Annotated in this window: 14 protein-coding genes; 1 reads left to right on the top strand and 13 read right to left on the bottom strand. The window is 60.7% G+C overall.

The window, feature by feature from the left end; genetic code table 11:
- Position 1 precedes the first annotated feature (1 nt).
- From surE to J2Y83_RS06010, 5 genes are read right to left on the bottom strand one after another with little or no spacing between them, the layout of a single operon-like run.
- Positions 2-751 carry a 5'/3'-nucleotidase SurE gene (surE, locus tag J2Y83_RS06030; RefSeq protein ID WP_253393785.1) on the bottom strand — a complete coding sequence of 250 codons (750 nt, stop codon included), beginning with the start codon at positions 749-751 and terminating at the stop codon, positions 2-4.
- Positions 739-1,797, bottom strand: a complete 1,059-nt coding sequence (gene truD / locus J2Y83_RS06025; protein ID WP_247402477.1) for a tRNA pseudouridine(13) synthase TruD — start codon at positions 1,795-1,797, stop codon at positions 739-741. The genes surE and truD overlap by 13 nt, the downstream gene beginning before the upstream one ends.
- A complete protein-coding gene (gene ispF, locus J2Y83_RS06020; protein ID WP_025855145.1) occupies positions 1,794-2,267 on the bottom strand; it encodes a 2-C-methyl-D-erythritol 2,4-cyclodiphosphate synthase in 474 nt (157 codons plus the stop codon). The genes truD and ispF overlap by 4 nt, the downstream gene beginning before the upstream one ends.
- Before the next feature lie 53 nt (positions 2,268-2,320).
- Positions 2,321-3,166, bottom strand: coding sequence for an S-formylglutathione hydrolase (gene fghA / locus J2Y83_RS06015; RefSeq protein ID WP_253393783.1), 846 nt, complete (start codon positions 3,164-3,166; stop codon positions 2,321-2,323).
- Positions 3,167-3,174: 8 nt separating this feature from the next.
- Positions 3,175-4,287 (bottom strand): S-(hydroxymethyl)glutathione dehydrogenase/class III alcohol dehydrogenase, encoded by a 1,113-nt coding sequence (locus J2Y83_RS06010; protein WP_253393781.1) that lies wholly within the window; start codon positions 4,285-4,287, stop codon positions 3,175-3,177.
- A gap of 109 nt (positions 4,288-4,396) precedes the next feature.
- Here J2Y83_RS06010 and J2Y83_RS06005 point away from each other — a divergent pair, with 109 nt between their 5' ends.
- Positions 4,397-5,299 (top strand): LysR substrate-binding domain-containing protein, encoded by a 903-nt coding sequence (locus J2Y83_RS06005; RefSeq protein ID WP_253393780.1) that lies wholly within the window; start codon positions 4,397-4,399, stop codon positions 5,297-5,299.
- Between the two features lie 111 nt (positions 5,300-5,410).
- Here J2Y83_RS06005 and ispD read toward each other — a convergent pair whose 3' ends face one another.
- The 8 genes from ispD to dnaE form a co-directional block, all read right to left on the bottom strand.
- Positions 5,411-6,118: a 2-C-methyl-D-erythritol 4-phosphate cytidylyltransferase gene (gene ispD / locus J2Y83_RS06000; RefSeq protein ID WP_253393779.1), complete on the bottom strand. Its 708-nt coding sequence runs from the start codon at positions 6,116-6,118 to the stop codon at positions 5,411-5,413.
- Positions 6,115-6,393, bottom strand: coding sequence for a cell division protein FtsB (gene ftsB / locus J2Y83_RS05995; protein WP_247402486.1), 279 nt, complete (start codon positions 6,391-6,393; stop codon positions 6,115-6,117). The genes ispD and ftsB overlap by 4 nt, the downstream gene beginning before the upstream one ends.
- 171 nt (positions 6,394-6,564) lie before the next feature.
- On the bottom strand, positions 6,565-7,854 hold the full coding sequence (gene eno, locus J2Y83_RS05990) for a phosphopyruvate hydratase (protein ID WP_253393778.1): 1,290 nt from the start codon (positions 7,852-7,854) through the stop codon (positions 6,565-6,567).
- Between the two features lie 152 nt (positions 7,855-8,006).
- The gene (kdsA, locus tag J2Y83_RS05985) at positions 8,007-8,852 is read right to left on the bottom strand and encodes a 3-deoxy-8-phosphooctulonate synthase (RefSeq protein WP_010563535.1); all 846 of its coding nucleotides are present in this window, start codon (positions 8,850-8,852) and stop codon (positions 8,007-8,009) included.
- 5 nt (positions 8,853-8,857) lie between these two features.
- The gene (locus J2Y83_RS05980; protein WP_247402490.1) at positions 8,858-10,489 is read right to left on the bottom strand and encodes a CTP synthase; all 1,632 of its coding nucleotides are present in this window, start codon (positions 10,487-10,489) and stop codon (positions 8,858-8,860) included.
- A gap of 273 nt (positions 10,490-10,762) precedes the next feature.
- Positions 10,763-12,082 carry a tRNA lysidine(34) synthetase TilS gene (gene tilS / locus J2Y83_RS05975; RefSeq protein ID WP_253393777.1) on the bottom strand — a complete coding sequence of 440 codons (1,320 nt, stop codon included), beginning with the start codon at positions 12,080-12,082 and terminating at the stop codon, positions 10,763-10,765.
- A 161-nt stretch (positions 12,083-12,243) separates the two neighbouring features.
- Positions 12,244-13,191, bottom strand: coding sequence for an acetyl-CoA carboxylase carboxyltransferase subunit alpha (locus J2Y83_RS05970; protein ID WP_253393776.1), 948 nt, complete (start codon positions 13,189-13,191; stop codon positions 12,244-12,246).
- A gap of 138 nt (positions 13,192-13,329) precedes the next feature.
- A complete protein-coding gene (gene dnaE, locus J2Y83_RS05965) occupies positions 13,330-16,851 on the bottom strand; it encodes a DNA polymerase III subunit alpha (RefSeq protein WP_253393773.1) in 3,522 nt (1,173 codons plus the stop codon).
- Positions 16,852-16,916 lie beyond the last annotated feature (65 nt).

Genomic DNA, 16,916 nt, shown 5'->3' with positions numbered 1-16,916 from the left:
ATCAGCGCAAGCCCTCCAGCCAGCCATCGAGACTACTGAAGGCATCACTGAAGGTGCGATCGAGTTGCAACGGGGTAATCGAGACATAGCCTTGCATCACCGCATGAAAATCGGTGCCCGGGCCGCCGTCTTCGGCATCGCCTGCGGCGGCGATCCAATAACCTTCCTTGCCACGTGGGTCGACCACCTTCAACGGCGCCGCCGCACGGGCGCGATGGCCCAGGCGCGTGAGCTGGATGCCGCGAATATGCTCGATGGGCAAATTGGGGATATTGACGTTAAGCACCGTCCGGGGCGGCAGATCGAGGGAACCGTGGGCTTCCACCAGCTTGCGCGCGAAATAGGCGGCAGTCGGCAGGTTATCCAATTGGCGCGAGGCCAACGAGAAGGCGAACGAGGTCCGCCCCAGGAAACGCCCTTCAAGGGCGGCCGCCACGGTGCCGGAATACAGCACGTCATCTCCCAGGTTGGCGCCGAGGTTGATGCCCGACACCACCAGGTCCGGCTCCTGATCCAACAAACTGTTGATCGCCAGGTGTACGCAGTCGGTGGGGGTGCCGTTCACGCTGATATAGCCATTGGCCAGAACGTGCACGTGCAGCGGACGGTCGAGCGTCAGCGAACTGCTGGCGCCGCTCTTGTCCTGGTCGGGGGCAACCACCACGCACTCGGCGTAATCCGCCAGCGCAGCATGAAGCGCGGCGAGGCCAGGTGCGGTGGCACCGTCGTCATTTGATATCAGAATACGCATGGGCTGTCCGTCTGCCCCACCGGCACCAGATCAACAAGCTCGCGCACCAAGACAGTGGCGAAGCATCCGGCCGGTAGGACGAATTCCAATTGCAGAATGTCAGGCCCGGGATAATGCCACGTCAACCCGCCAATGGGCAGTCGCAGAATGCGACGTTCCTGGCTCATGCCGGCATTCACCAGCCAATCGCGCAGGTCGGCTTCACTGGCGGCAACCGCCTGCTCCAGTGCATGGGTTGCACCGGTAGCCGGCGAATCGCCTTCGCCCCACTGCGGTCCGGTGGGGTGCAGGTCCAGGATCGCCAGGCGCGGGTCGCTGCATTCAGCCTCCCCCGCCGGAAAAAAACTGCGACTGTCGGTGAAGGCCAGAAGATCGCCGACCTGGGCACGCTGCCAGGAACCGTCCGCGACACGCGCTGCCAACACTTTGTTGAAGAGGAAACTGCGCGCCGTCGACAGCAACCGCGAACGCACATTGCGCTGCTCCGGCAAGGCCTTGCGAGCCGCCCACTCACGCGCATCCACCACATTGCCGCCGTTGTGGCCAAAACGCTGGGTGCCGAAATAATTGGGAATGCCGTGCTGGGCGATCAGTTGCAGGCGTGCATCAATGGCCGCGTGATCCCCCGCCAGTTGCGTCAGGCGCAAGGTAAAGCCGTTGGCCGAATGGGCACCGCGTTGCAGCTTGCGCTTGTGACGGCCGGTCTTGAGGATCTTGAGGGTGTCGTTTTCCGCGCCGCTCAGGTCCGGATCAGCCTTGCCCGGCAGTTGTACACTGAACCACTGGCGGGTCAACGCCTGGCGATCCTTGAGCCCGGCATAACTGACGGTGCGCAACGGCACGCCGGCGGCCTTGGCGATCCGGCGGGCGGCCTCTTCAGTGTTGAGGCCACGCTTTTCCACCCACAGCCACAGGTGCTCACCCTCGCCGGTCAGCGGGATATCGAGCACTTCGTCGACCTGGAAATCTTCAGCGGTAGCCTTCAATACGGCGCTGCCCAAAGCCTCGCCATAGGCCCGCGGGCCCAACAGTTGCTGGTCGTTCATGCGCGCAGCAACAAGGCGACGGAGTGCACCGCGATGCCCTCTTCACGACCGGTAAACCCGAGCTTTTCGGTGGTGGTGGCTTTCACGTTCACTTGATCCAATTCAATGTGCAGATCCGCGGCGATCAGCGCGCGCATCGACTCGATGTGGGGGGCCATTTTCGGCGCCTGGGCCACGATGGTGTTATCGACGTTGCCGACTTTCCAGCCTTTGGCGTGGATCAGTCCGACCACATGGCGTAGCAATACGCGGCTGTCCGCGCCCTTGAAGGTCGGGTCGGTGTCCGGAAAGTGCTTGCCGATATCGCCGAGCGCCGCTGCGCCGAGCAAGGCGTCGCTCAAGGCGTGCAACACGACATCGCCGTCGGAATGAGCCAGCAACCCATGGTGGTGCGCAATGCGCACACCGCCCAAAGTGATGAAATCGCCTTCAGCGAAACGGTGCACATCGTAGCCGTGGCCAATACGCATAAAAAACGCCCCGATTTAATTCAGGGCGTGATTCTACCTACTTTTGTCGCATATTAACCGAGCAAAGCACGACCATGATGTCGCAAATGGTCTTCGATGAAGCTGGCGATAAAGAAGTAGCTGTGGTCGTAGCCGGGTTGCAGGCGCAGTTCGAGCGGGTGATTGGCCGCTTTCGCCGCTTGCTGCAAGGCTTCGGGCTTGAGCTGCACCGCGAGGAAGTCGTCGCGGTCGCCCTGGTCCACCAGCAATGGCAGTTTTTCCGAGGTTTCGCTGATCAGCACGCAAGCGTCCCACTCGCGCCACTTCGAACGTTCTTCGCCCAGGTAACGGGAGAAGGCTTTCTGGCCCCATGGGCAATCCATCGGGTTGTTGATCGGCGAAAACGCCGACACCGATAGGTAACGCCCGGGGTTGCGCAATGCACACACCAGCGCACCGTGGCCGCCCATGGAGTGGCCGCTGATACCGCGTTTATCCGAAGCAGGGAAATGCGCTTCAACCAACGCCGGCAATTCCTGCACCACGTAGTCATGCATCCGATAGTGCTTGGCCCAGGGTTCCTGGGTGGCATTCAGATAGAAACCGGCTCCCAGGCCGAAATCCCAGGCGTTGTCCGGATCGCCCGGCACACCGGGGCCACGGGGGCTGGTGTCCGGCGCGACGATGATCAGCCCCAGTTCGGCCGCCACGCGCTGGGCGCCGGCTTTCTGCATGAAGTTTTCATCGGTGCAGGTCAACCCGGACAGCCAGTACACCACCGGCAGCTTGCCGCCCTGCTCCGCCTGCGGCGGCAGGTAGACGGCGAAGGTCATGTCGCAACCGAGCACGTCAGAATGATGCTTGTAGCGTTTATGCCAGCCGCCGAAGCTCTTCTGGCACGACAGGTTTTCCAGACTCATGGCCGACCTCAGAAGTGGATGACGGTACGAATGCTCTTACCTTCATGCATCAGCTCAAACGCTTTGTTGATGTCTTCCAGGCCCATGGTGTGGGTGATGAAGGTGTCCAACGGGATCTCGCCGTTCTGGGCCATTTCCACGTAGCTGGGCAATTCAGTCCGACCACGCACGCCGCCGAAGGCCGAACCGCGCCAGACGCGGCCGGTCACCAGTTGGAATGGACGGGTGGAAATTTCCTGGCCGGCACCGGCAACGCCGATGATCACCGATTCGCCCCAGCCTTTGTGACAGCATTCAAGGGCGGCGCGCATCAGTTGCACGTTGCCGATGCACTCGAAGGAAAAGTCCACGCCGCCGTCAGTCAAATCGACAATCACGTCCTGGATCGGGCGGTCGTAGTCTTTCGGGTTGATGCAGTCGGTGGCGCCCAGTTGCTTGGCGATTTCGAACTTGGCCGGGTTGATGTCAATGACGATGATGCGACCGGCCTTGGCTTTTACCGCACCGATCACCGCCGACAGGCCGATACCGCCGAGGCCGAAGATGGCGACGGTGTCGCCGGGCTTGACCTTGGCGGTGTTGATCACCGCACCGATACCGGTGGTGACGCCACATCCCAGCAGGCAGACTTTTTCCAGCGGCGCGTCTTTAGGAATCTTCGCCACGGAAATTTCCGGCAGCACGGTGTACTCGGAAAAGGTCGAGGTGCCCATGTAGTGGAAAATCGGCTGACCCTTGTAGGAGAAACGCGTGGTGCCGTCCGGCATCAGGCCTTTGCCCTGGGTGGCACGAATCGCCTGGCACAGGTTGGTCTTGCCCGACAGACAGAATTTGCACTTGCCGCATTCCGGGGTGTACAGCGGGATCACATGGTCGCCGACGGCAACCGAGGTCACACCCTCGCCGATCGCTTCAACCACGGCACCGCCTTCATGGCCGAGAATCGACGGGAAGATGCCTTCCGGGTCGGCGCCCGACAAGGTGTAGGCGTCGGTATGGCACACGCCGGACGCGACCACGCGCAACAGCACTTCGCCGGCCTTGGGCATGGCGACATCCACTTCAACGATCTCAAGGGGCTTCTTGGCTTCGAAGGCTACGGCGGCGCGGGACTTGATCATCCGGGTTTCTCCAGGGAGTTAAAAACTGAGGCGGTGAGTGTAAAACATGGCTGACTGATTAATAATCCAGGCAAAAGCAAAACTTTATTGCTGTACAGGGATAATCGCCATGCTGGAAAACCGCTGGGAAGGCATCGATGAGTTCGTCGCCGTCGCTGAATGCAGCCAATTCACTGCGGCGGCGGAACGCCTTGGGGTGTCTTCGTCGCACATCAGCCGACAGGTGGCACGCCTGGAAGAACGGCTGCAAACGCGCTTGCTGTATCGCAGTACCCGCAAGGTGACCCTGACCGAAGCCGGCCAGACCTTTCTGCAACACTGCCAGCGCCTGCAGGATGGCCGCGAAGAAGCCCTGCGCGCCGTCGGTGACCTCGCCAGCGAGCCCAAGGGCATGTTGCGCATGACCTGCGCCGTGGCGTATGGCGAGCGGTTTATCGTGCCACTGGTGACGCGGTTCATGGGGCTTTACCCGCAACTGCGGGTGGATATCGAGCTGAGCAATCGCCAGTTGGATTTGGTCCACGAAGGCCTTGACCTGGCAATTCGCCTGGGGCGCCTGCAAGACTCGCGCATGGTCGCCAGCCGCCTGGCGCCGCGACGCATGTACTTGTGCGCGTCGCCGTCCTACCTTGCGCGGTATGGGCGGCCACATAGTTTGTCGGAATTGAGTCGGCATAACTGCCTGGTCGGCAGCTCGGACATCTGGCAACTGGCCCAGGATGGGCGCGAATTTTCCCAACGGGTGCAAGGCAACTGGCGCTGCAACAGCGGGCAAGCGGTATTGGACGCGGCGTTACAAGGGGTGGGCTTGTGCCAGTTGCCGGACTATTACGTGCTGGAGCATTTGCACAGTGGCGCGTTGGTGTCGTTACTGGAGGCGCATCAGCCGCCGAATACGGCGGTGTGGGCGTTGTATCCGCAGCAGCGGCATTTGTCGCCGAAGGTCAGGAAGCTGGTGGAGTATTTAAAGGCAGGGTTGGCCGAACGGCCCGAGTACGGTACTGAGCATTGATGGCGTTTATCGTTTATGTAGGAGCGAGCTTGCTCGCGAAAAACTTGAGAGCGCCGCTTCAATCCAGATTGTCCGCGTTATCGTTGACGTTTTTCGCGAGCAAGCTCGCTCCTACAGCCGATTGGCCCAGCGTAGTCGCAGCCATTCCAGGTCCTCGGGCCGGGTCACCTTGATATTGTCCGAGCGCCCTTCAATCAGTCGCGGCGCCTGGCCGGACCATTCCATGGCCGAGGCTTCGTCGGTGATCACCGCATCGGCCACCAGGCTGTCGGCCAACGCACGATGCAACGCACCCAGGCGGAACATCTGCGGCGTGTAGGCCTGCCAGATCAAGCTGCGGTCAACGGTCTCGATGACGCGACCATGCTTGTCTACACGCTTGAGGGTATCGCGGGCCGGCACAGCCAGCAGGCCACCCACCGGATCGTCCGCGAGTTCGGCGAGCAGTTTGTCGAGATCGTCACGACTCAGGTTAGGCCGCGCCGCATCATGCACCAACACCCAGTCATCATCGCTGGCGCCCAGTGCATTGAGCTGCAGCAGCGCATTGAGCACCGAACCCGAACGCTCCAAACCACCGGCCGCCCGCTGAATACGCGGGTCAGCGGCACACGCCAGGTTGGGCCAGTAAGGGTCATCAACAGCAAGACTGACCACCAGGCCCTTGAGCGAGGGGTGGTCGAGAAAACAGCCAAGGCTGTGTTCGAGAATAGTGCGCCCGCCCAGTTGCAAGTATTGCTTGGGACGGTCCGCAGCCATACGGGCACCGACGCCCGCGGCAGGAATCACGGCCCAGAAGGCCGGTAAACAGTGACTCATTGGGCCAACTGGTAGAGGGTTTCGCCCTCCTTGACCATGCCCAATTCATGACGAGCCCGCTCTTCGACGGTCTCCGTACCTTTTTTCAGCTCAAGCACCTCGGCATCGAGGACGCGATTGCGCTCCAGCAGGCGTTCGTTTTCGGCGTGCTGGTCGGCAATTTGCTGGGTCAGGTCTTCTACCTGCGCAACGCTGCCATTACCCACCCAGAGGCGGTACTGCAGGCCAGCCAGCAACAAGAGCAAGACGAGGAACAACCAGTTGGGACTGCGCATCGAATATCGGGTATCCAGTGAAAAAAGACAGCCATGCAAAACTTTTAAAGTAGCTGATAGCACGAAGCCTGGAAGACCCAGGCTTGTGCTTGATCGTCATCAGATTAGCGTCGAATTTCACACTCTCGTGATTTTTCCGACACAACCTGCCGACTTTTTACCATTTACTGATCAGCCGCGAAACTCGCCGCGACCGTTGTACTTGGCTTTACCTGCCAGTTGTTCTTCGATACGCAGCAATTGGTTGTACTTGGATACGCGATCGGAACGGCACAGCGAGCCGGTCTTGATCTGGCCGGCCGAGGTGCCCACGGCCAGGTCGGCAATGGTCGAGTCTTCGGTTTCGCCGGAGCGGTGCGAGATCACGGCGGTGTAGCCCGCAGCCTTGGCCATCTGGATGGCTTCCAGGGTTTCGGTCAGGGTGCCGATCTGGTTGAACTTGATCAGGATCGAGTTGGCGATCTTTTTGTCGATGCCTTCTTTCAGGATCTTGGTGTTGGTCACGAACAGATCGTCGCCGACCAGTTGGACCTTCTCGCCGAGCTTGTCGGTGAGAATTTTCCAGCCGTCCCAGTCGGACTCGTCCAGGCCGTCTTCGATCGAGATGATCGGGTAGCGCTGGGTCAAGCCCTTGAGGTACTCGGCAAACCCTTCGGAGTTGAACACCTGGCCTTCGCCGGACAGGTTGTATTTACCGTCTTCGTAGAATTCGCTGGCAGCGCAGTCCAGGGCCAGGGTCACGTCGGTGCCCAGGGTGTAGCCGGCGTTGGCCACGGCTTCGGAGATCACTTTCAGTGCATCTTCGTTGGACGCCAGGTTCGGCGCGAAGCCACCTTCGTCACCCACGGCAGTGCTCAGGCCACGGGCCTTCAGGACAGCCTTGAGGTGATGGAAAATCTCGGTGCCCATGCGCAGGCCTTCGGAGAAGGTCTTGGCGCCAACCGGCTGCACCATGAATTCCTGGATGTCGACGTTGTTATCGGCGTGCTCGCCACCGTTGATGATGTTCATCATCGGTACCGGCATCGAGTACACACCCGGCGTGCCGTTGAGGTTGGCGATGTGCGCGTACAGCGGCAGGTCCTGGTCCTGGGCGGCGGCCTTGGCGGCGGCCAGGGACACGGCGAGGATGGCGTTGGCGCCCAGGCTGCCTTTGTTTTCAGTGCCGTCGAGCTTGATCATCGCGTGGTCCAGGGCTTTCTGGTCCAGCGGGTCTTTGCCCAGCAACAGGTCACGAATCGGACCGTTGATGTTGGCTACCGCCTTGAGGACACCCTTACCCAGGTAACGGCTCTTGTCGCCATCACGCAGTTCCAGCGCTTCGCGGGAACCTGTGGAAGCACCGGACGGCGCGCAGGCGCTGCCGATGATGCCGTTATCGAGAAGCACGTCGGCTTCGACGGTGGGGTTGCCACGGGAGTCGAGAACTTCACGACCTTTGATGTCGACGATTTTTGCCATTGTTGTAAACACTCCAAAGTTGACGAAAATGCTCTATACCGCTCGATTTAATTTGTCGCGCACATTGCAATACTTAGAACGAACTTGCCAGGAATAGTGCCCTCTCGGGCCGCATCGCGAGCAAGCTCGGCTCCTACACGGAGAAATGGCGTTTACGCGGTCTCTACCGTCGGAAAACTCTTGACCAGTTCGTCCAATTGCTTGAGCTGGGCCAGGAATGGCTCCAGTTTGTCCAGGCGCAGGGCGCAAGGACCGTCGCATTTGGCGTTGTCCGGGTCCGGGTGGGCTTCCAGGAACAGGCCGGCCAGGGACTGGCTGATGCCCGCCTTGGCCAGATCCAATACCTGGGCACGACGCCCGCCAGCGGAATCGGCGCGACCACCCGGCATTTGCAGCGCGTGGGTCACGTCGAAGAACACCGGGTATTCGAACTGTTTCATGATGCCGAAACCGAGCATGTCCACCACGAGGTTGTTGTAGCCGAAGCTCGAACCGCGCTCGCAGAGGATCAACTGGTCGTTACCCGCTTCCACGCACTTGTTCAGGATGTGTTTCATTTCCTGGGGCGCGAGGAACTGGGCTTTCTTGATATTGATCACCGCGCCGGTCTTGGCCATGGCGACCACGAGGTCGGTCTGGCGCGACAGGAAGGCCGGCAACTGGATGATGTCGCACACCTCGGCGACCACGGCAGCCTGTTCAGGCTCGTGGACGTCGGTGATGATCGGCACGCCGAAGGCTTGCTTGATGTCCTGGAAGATCCGCATGCCTTCTTCAAGGCCCGGGCCGCGATAGGACGTCACGGACGAACGGTTGGCCTTGTCGAAGCTGGCCTTGAACACATAAGGGATACCCAGTTTCTGGGTAACCTTCACGTACTCTTCACAGACCTGCATCGCCATGTCGCGGCTTTCCAGCACGTTCATGCCGCCGAACAGCACCATGGGCTTGTCGTTGGCAATCTCGATGTCGCCTACGCGAATGATCTTCTGGGCCATCAGGTTCACGCCTTCTTCTGATGTTGCGTCAGTGCAGCTTTAACGAAACCGCTGAACAACGGGTGACCGTCGCGCGGCGTCGAGGTGAACTCAGGGTGGAACTGGCACGCCACGAACCACGGATGATCCGGTGCCTCGACCACTTCGACCAGCTTGCCATCGCCCGAGCGGCCGGAGACTTTCAGGCCGGCGGCTTTGATCTGCGGCAGCAGGTTGTTGTTCACTTCGTAGCGGTGACGGTGGCGTTCGACGATCACGTCCTTGCCGTAGCAGTCGTGAACCAGCGACCCCGTCTCCAGCAGGCAGTCTTGCGCGCCGAGGCGCATGGTGCCGCCCAGGTCGGACGATTCGGTGCGGGTTTCAACGGCGCCGGTGGCGTCTTCCCACTCGGTGATCAGGCCTACGACCGGATGGCCGCTGGAATGATCGAACTCGGTGGAGTTGGCGTCTTTCCAGCCCAGCACGTTACGGGCGAACTCGATAACGGCCACTTGCATGCCCAGGCAGATCCCCAGGTACGGCACCTTGTGCTCACGAGCGTACTGCACGGCGGTGATCTTGCCTTCCACGCCACGCAGGCCGAAACCGCCTGGAACGAGAATCGCGTCAACGCCTTCGAGCAGTGCGGTGCCCTGGTTCTCGATGTCTTCGGAATCGATATAGCGCAGGTTGACCTTGGTACGGTTGCTGATACCGGCGTGGCTCATCGCTTCGATCAGCGACTTGTACGCATCCAGCAGCTCCATGTACTTGCCGACCATGGCGATGGTGACTTCGTGCTCAGGGTTGAGCTTGGCGTCGACCACGGCTTCCCACTCGGACAGATCCGCGCCGCCGCATTGCAGGCCGAAACGCTCGACCACAAAATCATCCAGGCCCTGGGAATGCAGGATGCCCGGGATCTTGTAGATGGTGTCGGCGTCTTCCAGGGCAATCACCGCACGTTCTTCAACGTTGGTGAACTGCGCGATCTTGCGACGCGAGGAAATATCGATCGGGTGATCGGAACGGCATACCAGCACGTCCGGCTGCAGGCCGATGGAGCGCAGTTCCTTGACCGAGTGCTGGGTTGGCTTGGTTTTGGTTTCGCCGGCGGTGGCGATGTACGGCACCAGTGTCAGGTGCATCAGCATCGCGCGCTTGGCGCCGACTTCGAAACGCAACTGGCGGATGGCTTCGAGGAACGGTTGGGATTCGATGTCACCCACGGTGCCACCGATCTCGACCATCGCCACGTCGGCATCGCCTGCACCCTTGATGATGCGGCGCTTGATTTCGTCGGTGATGTGCGGGATCACCTGGATGGTTGCCCCCAGGTAGTCACCACGACGCTCCTTGCGCAGCACGTGTTCGTAGACACGGCCGGTGGTGAAGTTGTTGTTCTGGGTCATGGTCGTGCGGATGAACCGCTCGTAGTGGCCCAGGTCCAGGTCGGTCTCTGCGCCGTCGTGTGTGACGAACACTTCACCGTGCTGGAACGGGCTCATGGTGCCCGGGTCAACGTTGATGTACGGGTCCAGCTTGAGCATGGTGACCTTAAGTCCCCGCGCCTCCAGGATGGCCGCCAATGAAGCGGAGGCAATGCCTTTCCCCAATGAAGAAACAACACCGCCCGTGACGAATATGTAGCGCGTCATGAAAAACCCTAGAAGTCTGCGTTAAAGCGGTCCGAGCCGCCGGGGAAAGCGAAGGAAGGCCGAAGCCCCCGATCACCTGCATTAATCACAGTGCACCTTTCAAAAAAACCGCCGCGTGGTGACAGACCAGCAATGAAACACCGGTACGTTGATCGCTACACATTTTTTGGAATCGCCCAGCAAAGACTGCTTGGTAATCGGCAACTGCTGCGATTCAGGCGAATCCACAGAAGTTGTATCAAGAAGGGAGCGTAGTCTACCGGAAAGGCGCTATCAGCTCAAACCTTGATCGCAGGTCTGTGGCATCCAATGTAATTGCCAGCCGTCATTCGACACATTCCAAAGCCCTGCAAGGCTGGGCGCAGCCAGCAATTGCTCACCCCGATACAGCAGCGGCAATCTGCCACGGACAAAGCCCGGCAGCCCACTTTCGTTGAGCAGGCGCTTCAAATCGCGCCGACCGCGACCCGGGATGTCGATGATTTCGCCGCCTTGGCGATAGCGAACCTGCAGCACGCCCTCGGGCACCTGGCCGATCAATCGGAGTTGGCCGTTACCCGGTAACTCTAGTGGGTTTTGCGGCTGCGCCCAGCTCACCGATGCGTCGGAAAACTCCGACCAACTGGAGGGCAGCCACCAGATACGCTCGCCGCAACGATGCAGATCGCCGTCGGCCAGGCGCCACAGGGGTTGCGCATCGAGCTTGGCGTCGCGCAGGGAATGCCAGCCGGCCCAGTGGTCGCTGTCGGGTAAGCGCGTCAGCGGGTTCAACCAATGGCGCAGGGCGTTGCGTTGCCGCGCGTCGGAAAGCTCACACAACGGCGCCAGGGCCAATGACGGCAAGGGCAGCCACGGAAAAGGCGAAGGCTGGTCGGCGGCTTGCAGATCGATGCCCGCCAACTCATCCAACAGGCCTTGGGCTTCGCTCAAATGCTCAGCGGCACGGGCCAGGCTCGCAATGGCCTGCGGCCAGCGCTCGGTCAGCCGCGGGAATACACGATGACGCAGGTAATTTCGCGAGAAGCGTGGGTCGGCGTTGGAAGGGTCTTCGATCCACCTCAACTCGTGCGCCTGGGCGTAGGCCTGCAACTCGGCACGTGAACTGCCCAGCAACGGTCGCAGCAGATGGCCGCCCGCCAGCGGCCGCTGCATCGGCATCGCCGCCAACCCTTGCACCCCCGCGCCGCGCAGCAGACGAAACAGCAGGGTTTCGGCCTGATCGTCACGGTGCTGGCCGGTGAGCAACGCCGCCCCTGCCCCGACCACTTCACCGAACGCCTGATAGCGCGCGTCACGCGCCGCGCGCTCCAGGCTTGCACCGGCCCGCACCTGCACGCGCATGACTCGCAAGGGGACCCCAAGGGCGTCACAGACCGACTGGCAATGACCGGGCCAGGCATCGGCCGCGGCTTGCAAGCCATGGTGGACATGAACAGCGCCAAGCGTAGGAAGCTTCTCAGTTTTGGCGAGATTTGCCAGGAGGTGCAGCAGGACGGTGGAGTCAAGTCCGCCGGAAAAAGCGATATGCCAGGCCGGGGCGTTGCGCCAGGGGGCCAGGGTTTGCAGGAGTTTGGCGGAGAGTAATGGTTTCATCAGATGTTACCGCCGCAAACCTGGAATACGTTGGCCAAGCATACACAAAGCAAATGTGGGAGAGGGCTTGCTCCCGATAGCGGCGGGCCAGTCACCCGATGCGTTGACTGACACTCAGCAATCGGGGGCAAGCCCCCTCCCACATTTTTTACGGCTGCGATTTAGAGACCGTAGCTCATCAGGCGCTCGTAACGCCGGGCCAACAGCGCTTCGGTATCCAGCTTCTTGAGCATCGCCAGTTGCGAACCCAGTTCGGCGCGGATGGTCGCGGCAGCGGCGGCCGGGTCGCGGTGGGCGCCGCCCAATGGCTCGGCGATGACTTTATCCACGATACCCAGGCCCTTGAGGCGATCGGCGGTGATGCCCATCGCTTCGGCAGCGTCCGGCGCTTTCTCGGCGGTTTTCCACAGGATCGAGGCGCAACCTTCCGGCGAGATCACCGCGTAGGTCGAATATTGCAGCATGTTCAATTGGTCGCAGACACCAATGGCCAACGCACCGCCGGAACCACCTTCACCAATCACGGTGGCAATGATCGGAGTTTTCAGGCGGGACATGACGCGCAGGTTCCAGGCGATCGCTTCGCTCTGATTGCGTTCTTCGGCGTCGATACCTGGGTAGGCACCCGGGGTGTCGATGAACGTCAGGATCGGCATTTTGAAGCGCTCGGCCATTTCCATCAGGCGGCAGGCCTTGCGGTAGCCTTCCGGACGCGGCATGCCGAAGTTACGGCGAACTTTTTCGCGTACTTCACGGCCTTTCTGGTGACCGATCACCATCACCGGCTGGTCGTCCAGGCGCGCGATACCGCCCACGATGGCGGCGTCGTCGGAGAAGTGACGGTCGCCGTGCAGTTCGTCGAACTCGGTGAAGATGTGCTGAATGTAGTCCAGGGTGTACGGACGGCGCGGGTGGCGGGCCAGGCGCGCGATCTGCCAACTGGTCAGCTTGCCGAAGATGTCTTCGGTGAGCGTGCTGCTCTTGTCTTGCAGGCGAGCGATCTCATCGCCGATATTCAGCGAATTGTCATTGCCGACCAGGCGCAGTTCTTCGATCTTGGCTTGCAGGTCAGCGATCGGCTGTTCGAAATCAAGAAAATTCGGGTTCATAAGCGTCCGTCTTGGGTCGACGGCCAAGGGGTGCCTGGCCAGCCGGTTGTCTGTTCGCGCCCTACCTTAAGGGAGAGGCACGTCCAGGTCGAGATTAAATGTTTGGTCGAGATCAGGCGATTTGCCACCACCTGATCGTCAACGGTATTGGAGGAAGACGTTGTCACGACCGAACTGGTCACGCAATGCTTGAATCAAGCCATCAGCGGGATCAATTCGCCAGGTCTCGCCGAACTGCAGCATGGCCTTGGCGTCGTTACCAGTGTATTCCATGGTCACCGGGCATGCGCCACGGTGGCGTTTGAGCAAGTCGCCCAACCAGCGCAGTTGATCGCCCTTGAGCGCCTCGGTCTTGACCTTCAAGCGCAGGCTTTCGGCCAGGTTGGTGCGCGCATCTTCCATGCTCATCACCCGCTTGATCCGCAGGCGCAGGCCACCGGAGAAGTCGTCGTTACTGACCTCGCCTTCCACCACGACCATGGCGTCGGTCTGCAACAGCGACTGGGCGGAATGGAAAGCGTCGGCAAACAGCGACGCCTCGATCCGGCCAGAGCGGTCGTCAAGGGTGATAAAACCCATTTTGTCGCCCTTCTTATTTTTCATCACCCGCAGGGCGATGATCATGCCGGCGACGGTCTGGGTGTCGCGTGCCGGTTTCAGGTCGATGATGCGCTGACGGGCGAAACGACGGATTTCGCCTTCGTATTCGTCAATCGGGTGACCGGTCAGGTACAGGCCCAGGGTGTCTTTTTCACCTTTGAGGCGTTCCTTGAGGGTCAGCTCCTTGGCCTTGCGATGGTTGGCGTACACATCCGCATCTTCCTCGACGAACAACCCGCCAAACAGGTCGGCATGGCCGCTGTCGTGGGTGCGGGCGGTCTGTTCAGCGGCCTTGATCGCTTCTTCCATGGCGGTCAGCAGCACCGCCCGATTGCGGTCGATATTCGCCTGGTAGGCCTTCGGTTCATCATGGAAATACGGGCCGAGACGGTCCAGGGCACCGCTGCGGATCAGGCCATCGAGGGTACGTTTGTTGATGCGTTTGAGGTCGACCCGTGCACAGAAGTCGAACAGGTCCTTGAACGGGCCGTTTTGGCGCGCTTCGGTGATTGCTTCCACCGGCCCCTCGCCCACGCCCTTGATCGCGCCCAGGCCATAAATGATGCGGCCTTCGTCGTTCACGGTGAACTTGAACTCCGAGGCGTTCACGTCCGGCGCGTCGAGGCGCAGCTTCATGGTGCGCACTTCCTCGATCAAGGTCACGACCTTGTCGGTGTTGTGCATATCCGCCGAGAGTACCGCGGCCATGAACGGCGCCGGGTAGTGGGCCTTCAGCCAGGCGGTCTGGTACGACACCAGGCCGTAGGCGGCGGAGTGGGATTTGTTGAAGCCGTAACCGGCGAATTTTTCCACCAGGTCGAAAATGTTACCGGCGAGGTCGGCGTCGATATTGTTGGTGGCGCAACCCTCGATGAAACCGCCGCGCTGCTTGGCCATTTCCTCGGGCTTTTTCTTACCCATGGCGCGACGCAGCATGTCCGCACCACCGAGGGTGTATCCGGCCATGACCTGGGCAATCTGCATCACCTGTTCCTGATACAGGATGATGCCGTAAGTCGGTGCCAGTACCGGTTTGAGGCCTTCGTACTGGTAGTCCGAGTGCGGGTAGGCCAGTTCGGCGCGACCGTGCTTACGGTTGATAAAGTCATCCACCATGCCCGATTGCAGCGGGCCAGGACGGAACAGGGCGACCAGTGCGATCAAGTCTTCCAGGCAGTCGGGCTTGAGCTTTTTGATCAGCTCTTTCATACCGCGCGACTCAAGCTGGAACACCGCGGTGGTTTCGGCTTTTTGCAGCAGGCTGTAGGTCGGTTTGTCGTCCAGCGGGATAAACGCGATATCCAGCGGTTCTTCATTGACCTTGGCGCGTTCGCGGTTAATCGTCTTGAGCGCCCAGTCGATGATCGTCAGCGTCCGCAGGCCGAGGAAGTCGAACTTCACCAGGCCGGCCGCCTCCACGTCGTCCTTGTCGAACTGGGTCACCAGGCCGCCGCCTTCTTCGTCGCAATAGATCGGCGAAAAGTCGGTGAGCTTGGTCGGCGCGATCACCACGCCACCGGCGTGTTTACCGACGTTACGCACCACGCCTTCGAGCTTGCGCGCCATCTCCCAGATTTCGGCGGCTTCTTCATCGACCTTGATGAAGTCGCGCAGGATTTCTTCCTGCTCGTAGGCTTTTTCCAGGGTCATGCCGACTTCGAACGGGATCATCTTCGACAGGCGATCCGCCAGGCCGTAGGACTTGCCCTGCACCCGGGCGACGTCGCGGATAACCGCCTTGGCCGCCATGGAGCCGAACGTGATGATCTGGCTCACGGCGTTGCGACCGTATTTATCGGCCACGTATTCGATCACGCGGTCGCGACCGTCCATGCAGAAGTCGACGTCGAAGTCGGGCATGGAAACCCGTTCCGGGTTAAGGAAGCGTTCGAACAGCAGGTCATATTCCAACGGGTCGAGGTCGGTAATCTTCTGCACATAGGCGACCAACGAGCCAGCACCCGAGCCCCGGCCAGGCCCGACCGGTACGCCGTTGCTCTTGGCCCACTGGATAAAGTCCATCACGATCAGGAAGTAACCGGGGAACCCCATCTGGATGATGATATCCAGCTCGAAATTCAGCCGGTCGACGTAGACCTGGCGCTTGGCTTCGTAATCGTCGGTGGTGTCCTTGGGCAGCAGGACCGAGAGACGTTCCTCCAGGCCATCGAACGATACCTTGCGGAAATACTCATCGATGGTCATGCCTTCGGGAATCGGGAAGTTAGGCAGGAAGTGCTTGCCCAGTTTCACTTCGATGTTGCAGCGCTTGGCGATCTCGACGGTATTTTCCAGCGCCTCGGGCAGGTCGCTGAACAGCTCGGCCATTTCCTCGGCGCTTTTGAGGTATTGCTCTTCGCTGTAGTTTTTCGAGCGACGCGGGTCATCCAGGGCCCGGCCTTCACCGATGCACACGCGGGTTTCGTGGGCTTCGAAATCTTCCTTCTTGATAAAGCGCACATCGTTGGTCGCCACCAGCGGCGCGCCCAGCTTGTCGGCCAGGGCCACGGCGGCGTGCAGATGTTCTTCATCGTTGGGGCGGTTGGTGCGCTGGACTTCCAGGTAGAAGCGGTCGGGGAACACGGCCATCCACTCGCGGGCCAGCACTTCGGCTTCCTGGGGGTTGCCGCCCAGCAGCGCGATCCCGATCTCGCCCTCTTTGGCCGCAGAAAGCATGATCACGCCTTCGCTGGCCTCGGCCACCCACTCGCGCTCGATGATCACCGAGCCGTTGCGCTGGCCGTCAATGAAGCCACGGGAAATCAGTTCGGTGAGGTTGCGATAACCGACGCCGTTCATCGCCAACAGGCTGATGCGGCTCAGGGGGTTATCCGGGTCTTTGTTCGACAGCCACAGGTCGGCGCCGCAGATCGGCTTGATGCCGGCGCCCATGGCGTTCTTGTAGAACTTGACCAGGGAACACATGTTGTTTTGATCGGTGACCGCCACCGCAGGCATGCTCATGCCCACCAGGGTTTTGACCAGCGGTTTGATCCGTACCAGGCCGTCGACCAGGGAGTACTCAGTGTGCAGGCGTAGATGAACGAATGAAGCCGGCATAGTGATCCTGTCTTAAACGTAGAAACAACAAGGCCCGGGATTGTACCGGGCCTGGGCAAAAACAT

The sequence above is a fragment of the Pseudomonas marginalis genome (genome assembly GCF_024169655.1).
GTDB lineage: Bacteria > Pseudomonadota > Gammaproteobacteria > Pseudomonadales > Pseudomonadaceae > Aquipseudomonas > Aquipseudomonas paraveronii.
Note: the sequence above shows the minus strand (reverse complement) of the source record. Positions and strands in the feature narration are given on the sequence as shown.

Excerpts from the sequence above, each read along its gene's own strand:
- tilS (WP_253393777.1), bottom strand. The coding sequence starts at position 12,082 with ATGAAACCATTACTCTCCGCCAAACTCCTGCAAACCCTGGCCCCCTGG.
- J2Y83_RS06005 (WP_253393780.1), top strand. The coding sequence starts at position 4,397 with ATGCTGGAAAACCGCTGGGAAGGCATCGATGAGTTCGTCGCCGTCGCT.
- J2Y83_RS06010 (WP_253393781.1), bottom strand. The coding sequence starts at position 4,287 with ATGATCAAGTCCCGCGCCGCCGTAGCCTTCGAAGCCAAGAAGCCCCTT.
- dnaE (WP_253393773.1), bottom strand. The coding sequence starts at position 16,851 with ATGCCGGCTTCATTCGTTCATCTACGCCTGCACACTGAGTACTCCCTG.
- ispF (WP_025855145.1), bottom strand. The coding sequence starts at position 2,267 with ATGCGTATTGGCCACGGCTACGATGTGCACCGTTTCGCTGAAGGCGAT.
- surE (WP_253393785.1), bottom strand. The coding sequence starts at position 751 with ATGCGTATTCTGATATCAAATGACGACGGTGCCACCGCACCTGGCCTC.
- eno (WP_253393778.1), bottom strand. The coding sequence starts at position 7,854 with ATGGCAAAAATCGTCGACATCAAAGGTCGTGAAGTTCTCGACTCCCGT.
- fghA (WP_253393783.1), bottom strand. The coding sequence starts at position 3,166 with ATGAGTCTGGAAAACCTGTCGTGCCAGAAGAGCTTCGGCGGCTGGCAT.
- J2Y83_RS05970 (WP_253393776.1), bottom strand. The coding sequence starts at position 13,191 with ATGAACCCGAATTTTCTTGATTTCGAACAGCCGATCGCTGACCTGCAA.
- truD (WP_247402477.1), bottom strand. The coding sequence starts at position 1,797 with ATGAACGACCAGCAACTGTTGGGCCCGCGGGCCTATGGCGAGGCTTTG.
- J2Y83_RS05980 (WP_247402490.1), bottom strand. The coding sequence starts at position 10,489 with ATGACGCGCTACATATTCGTCACGGGCGGTGTTGTTTCTTCATTGGGG.
- ftsB (WP_247402486.1), bottom strand. The coding sequence starts at position 6,393 with ATGCGCAGTCCCAACTGGTTGTTCCTCGTCTTGCTCTTGTTGCTGGCT.
- ispD (WP_253393779.1), bottom strand. The coding sequence starts at position 6,118 with ATGAGTCACTGTTTACCGGCCTTCTGGGCCGTGATTCCTGCCGCGGGC.
- kdsA (WP_010563535.1), bottom strand. The coding sequence starts at position 8,852 with ATGGCCCAGAAGATCATTCGCGTAGGCGACATCGAGATTGCCAACGAC.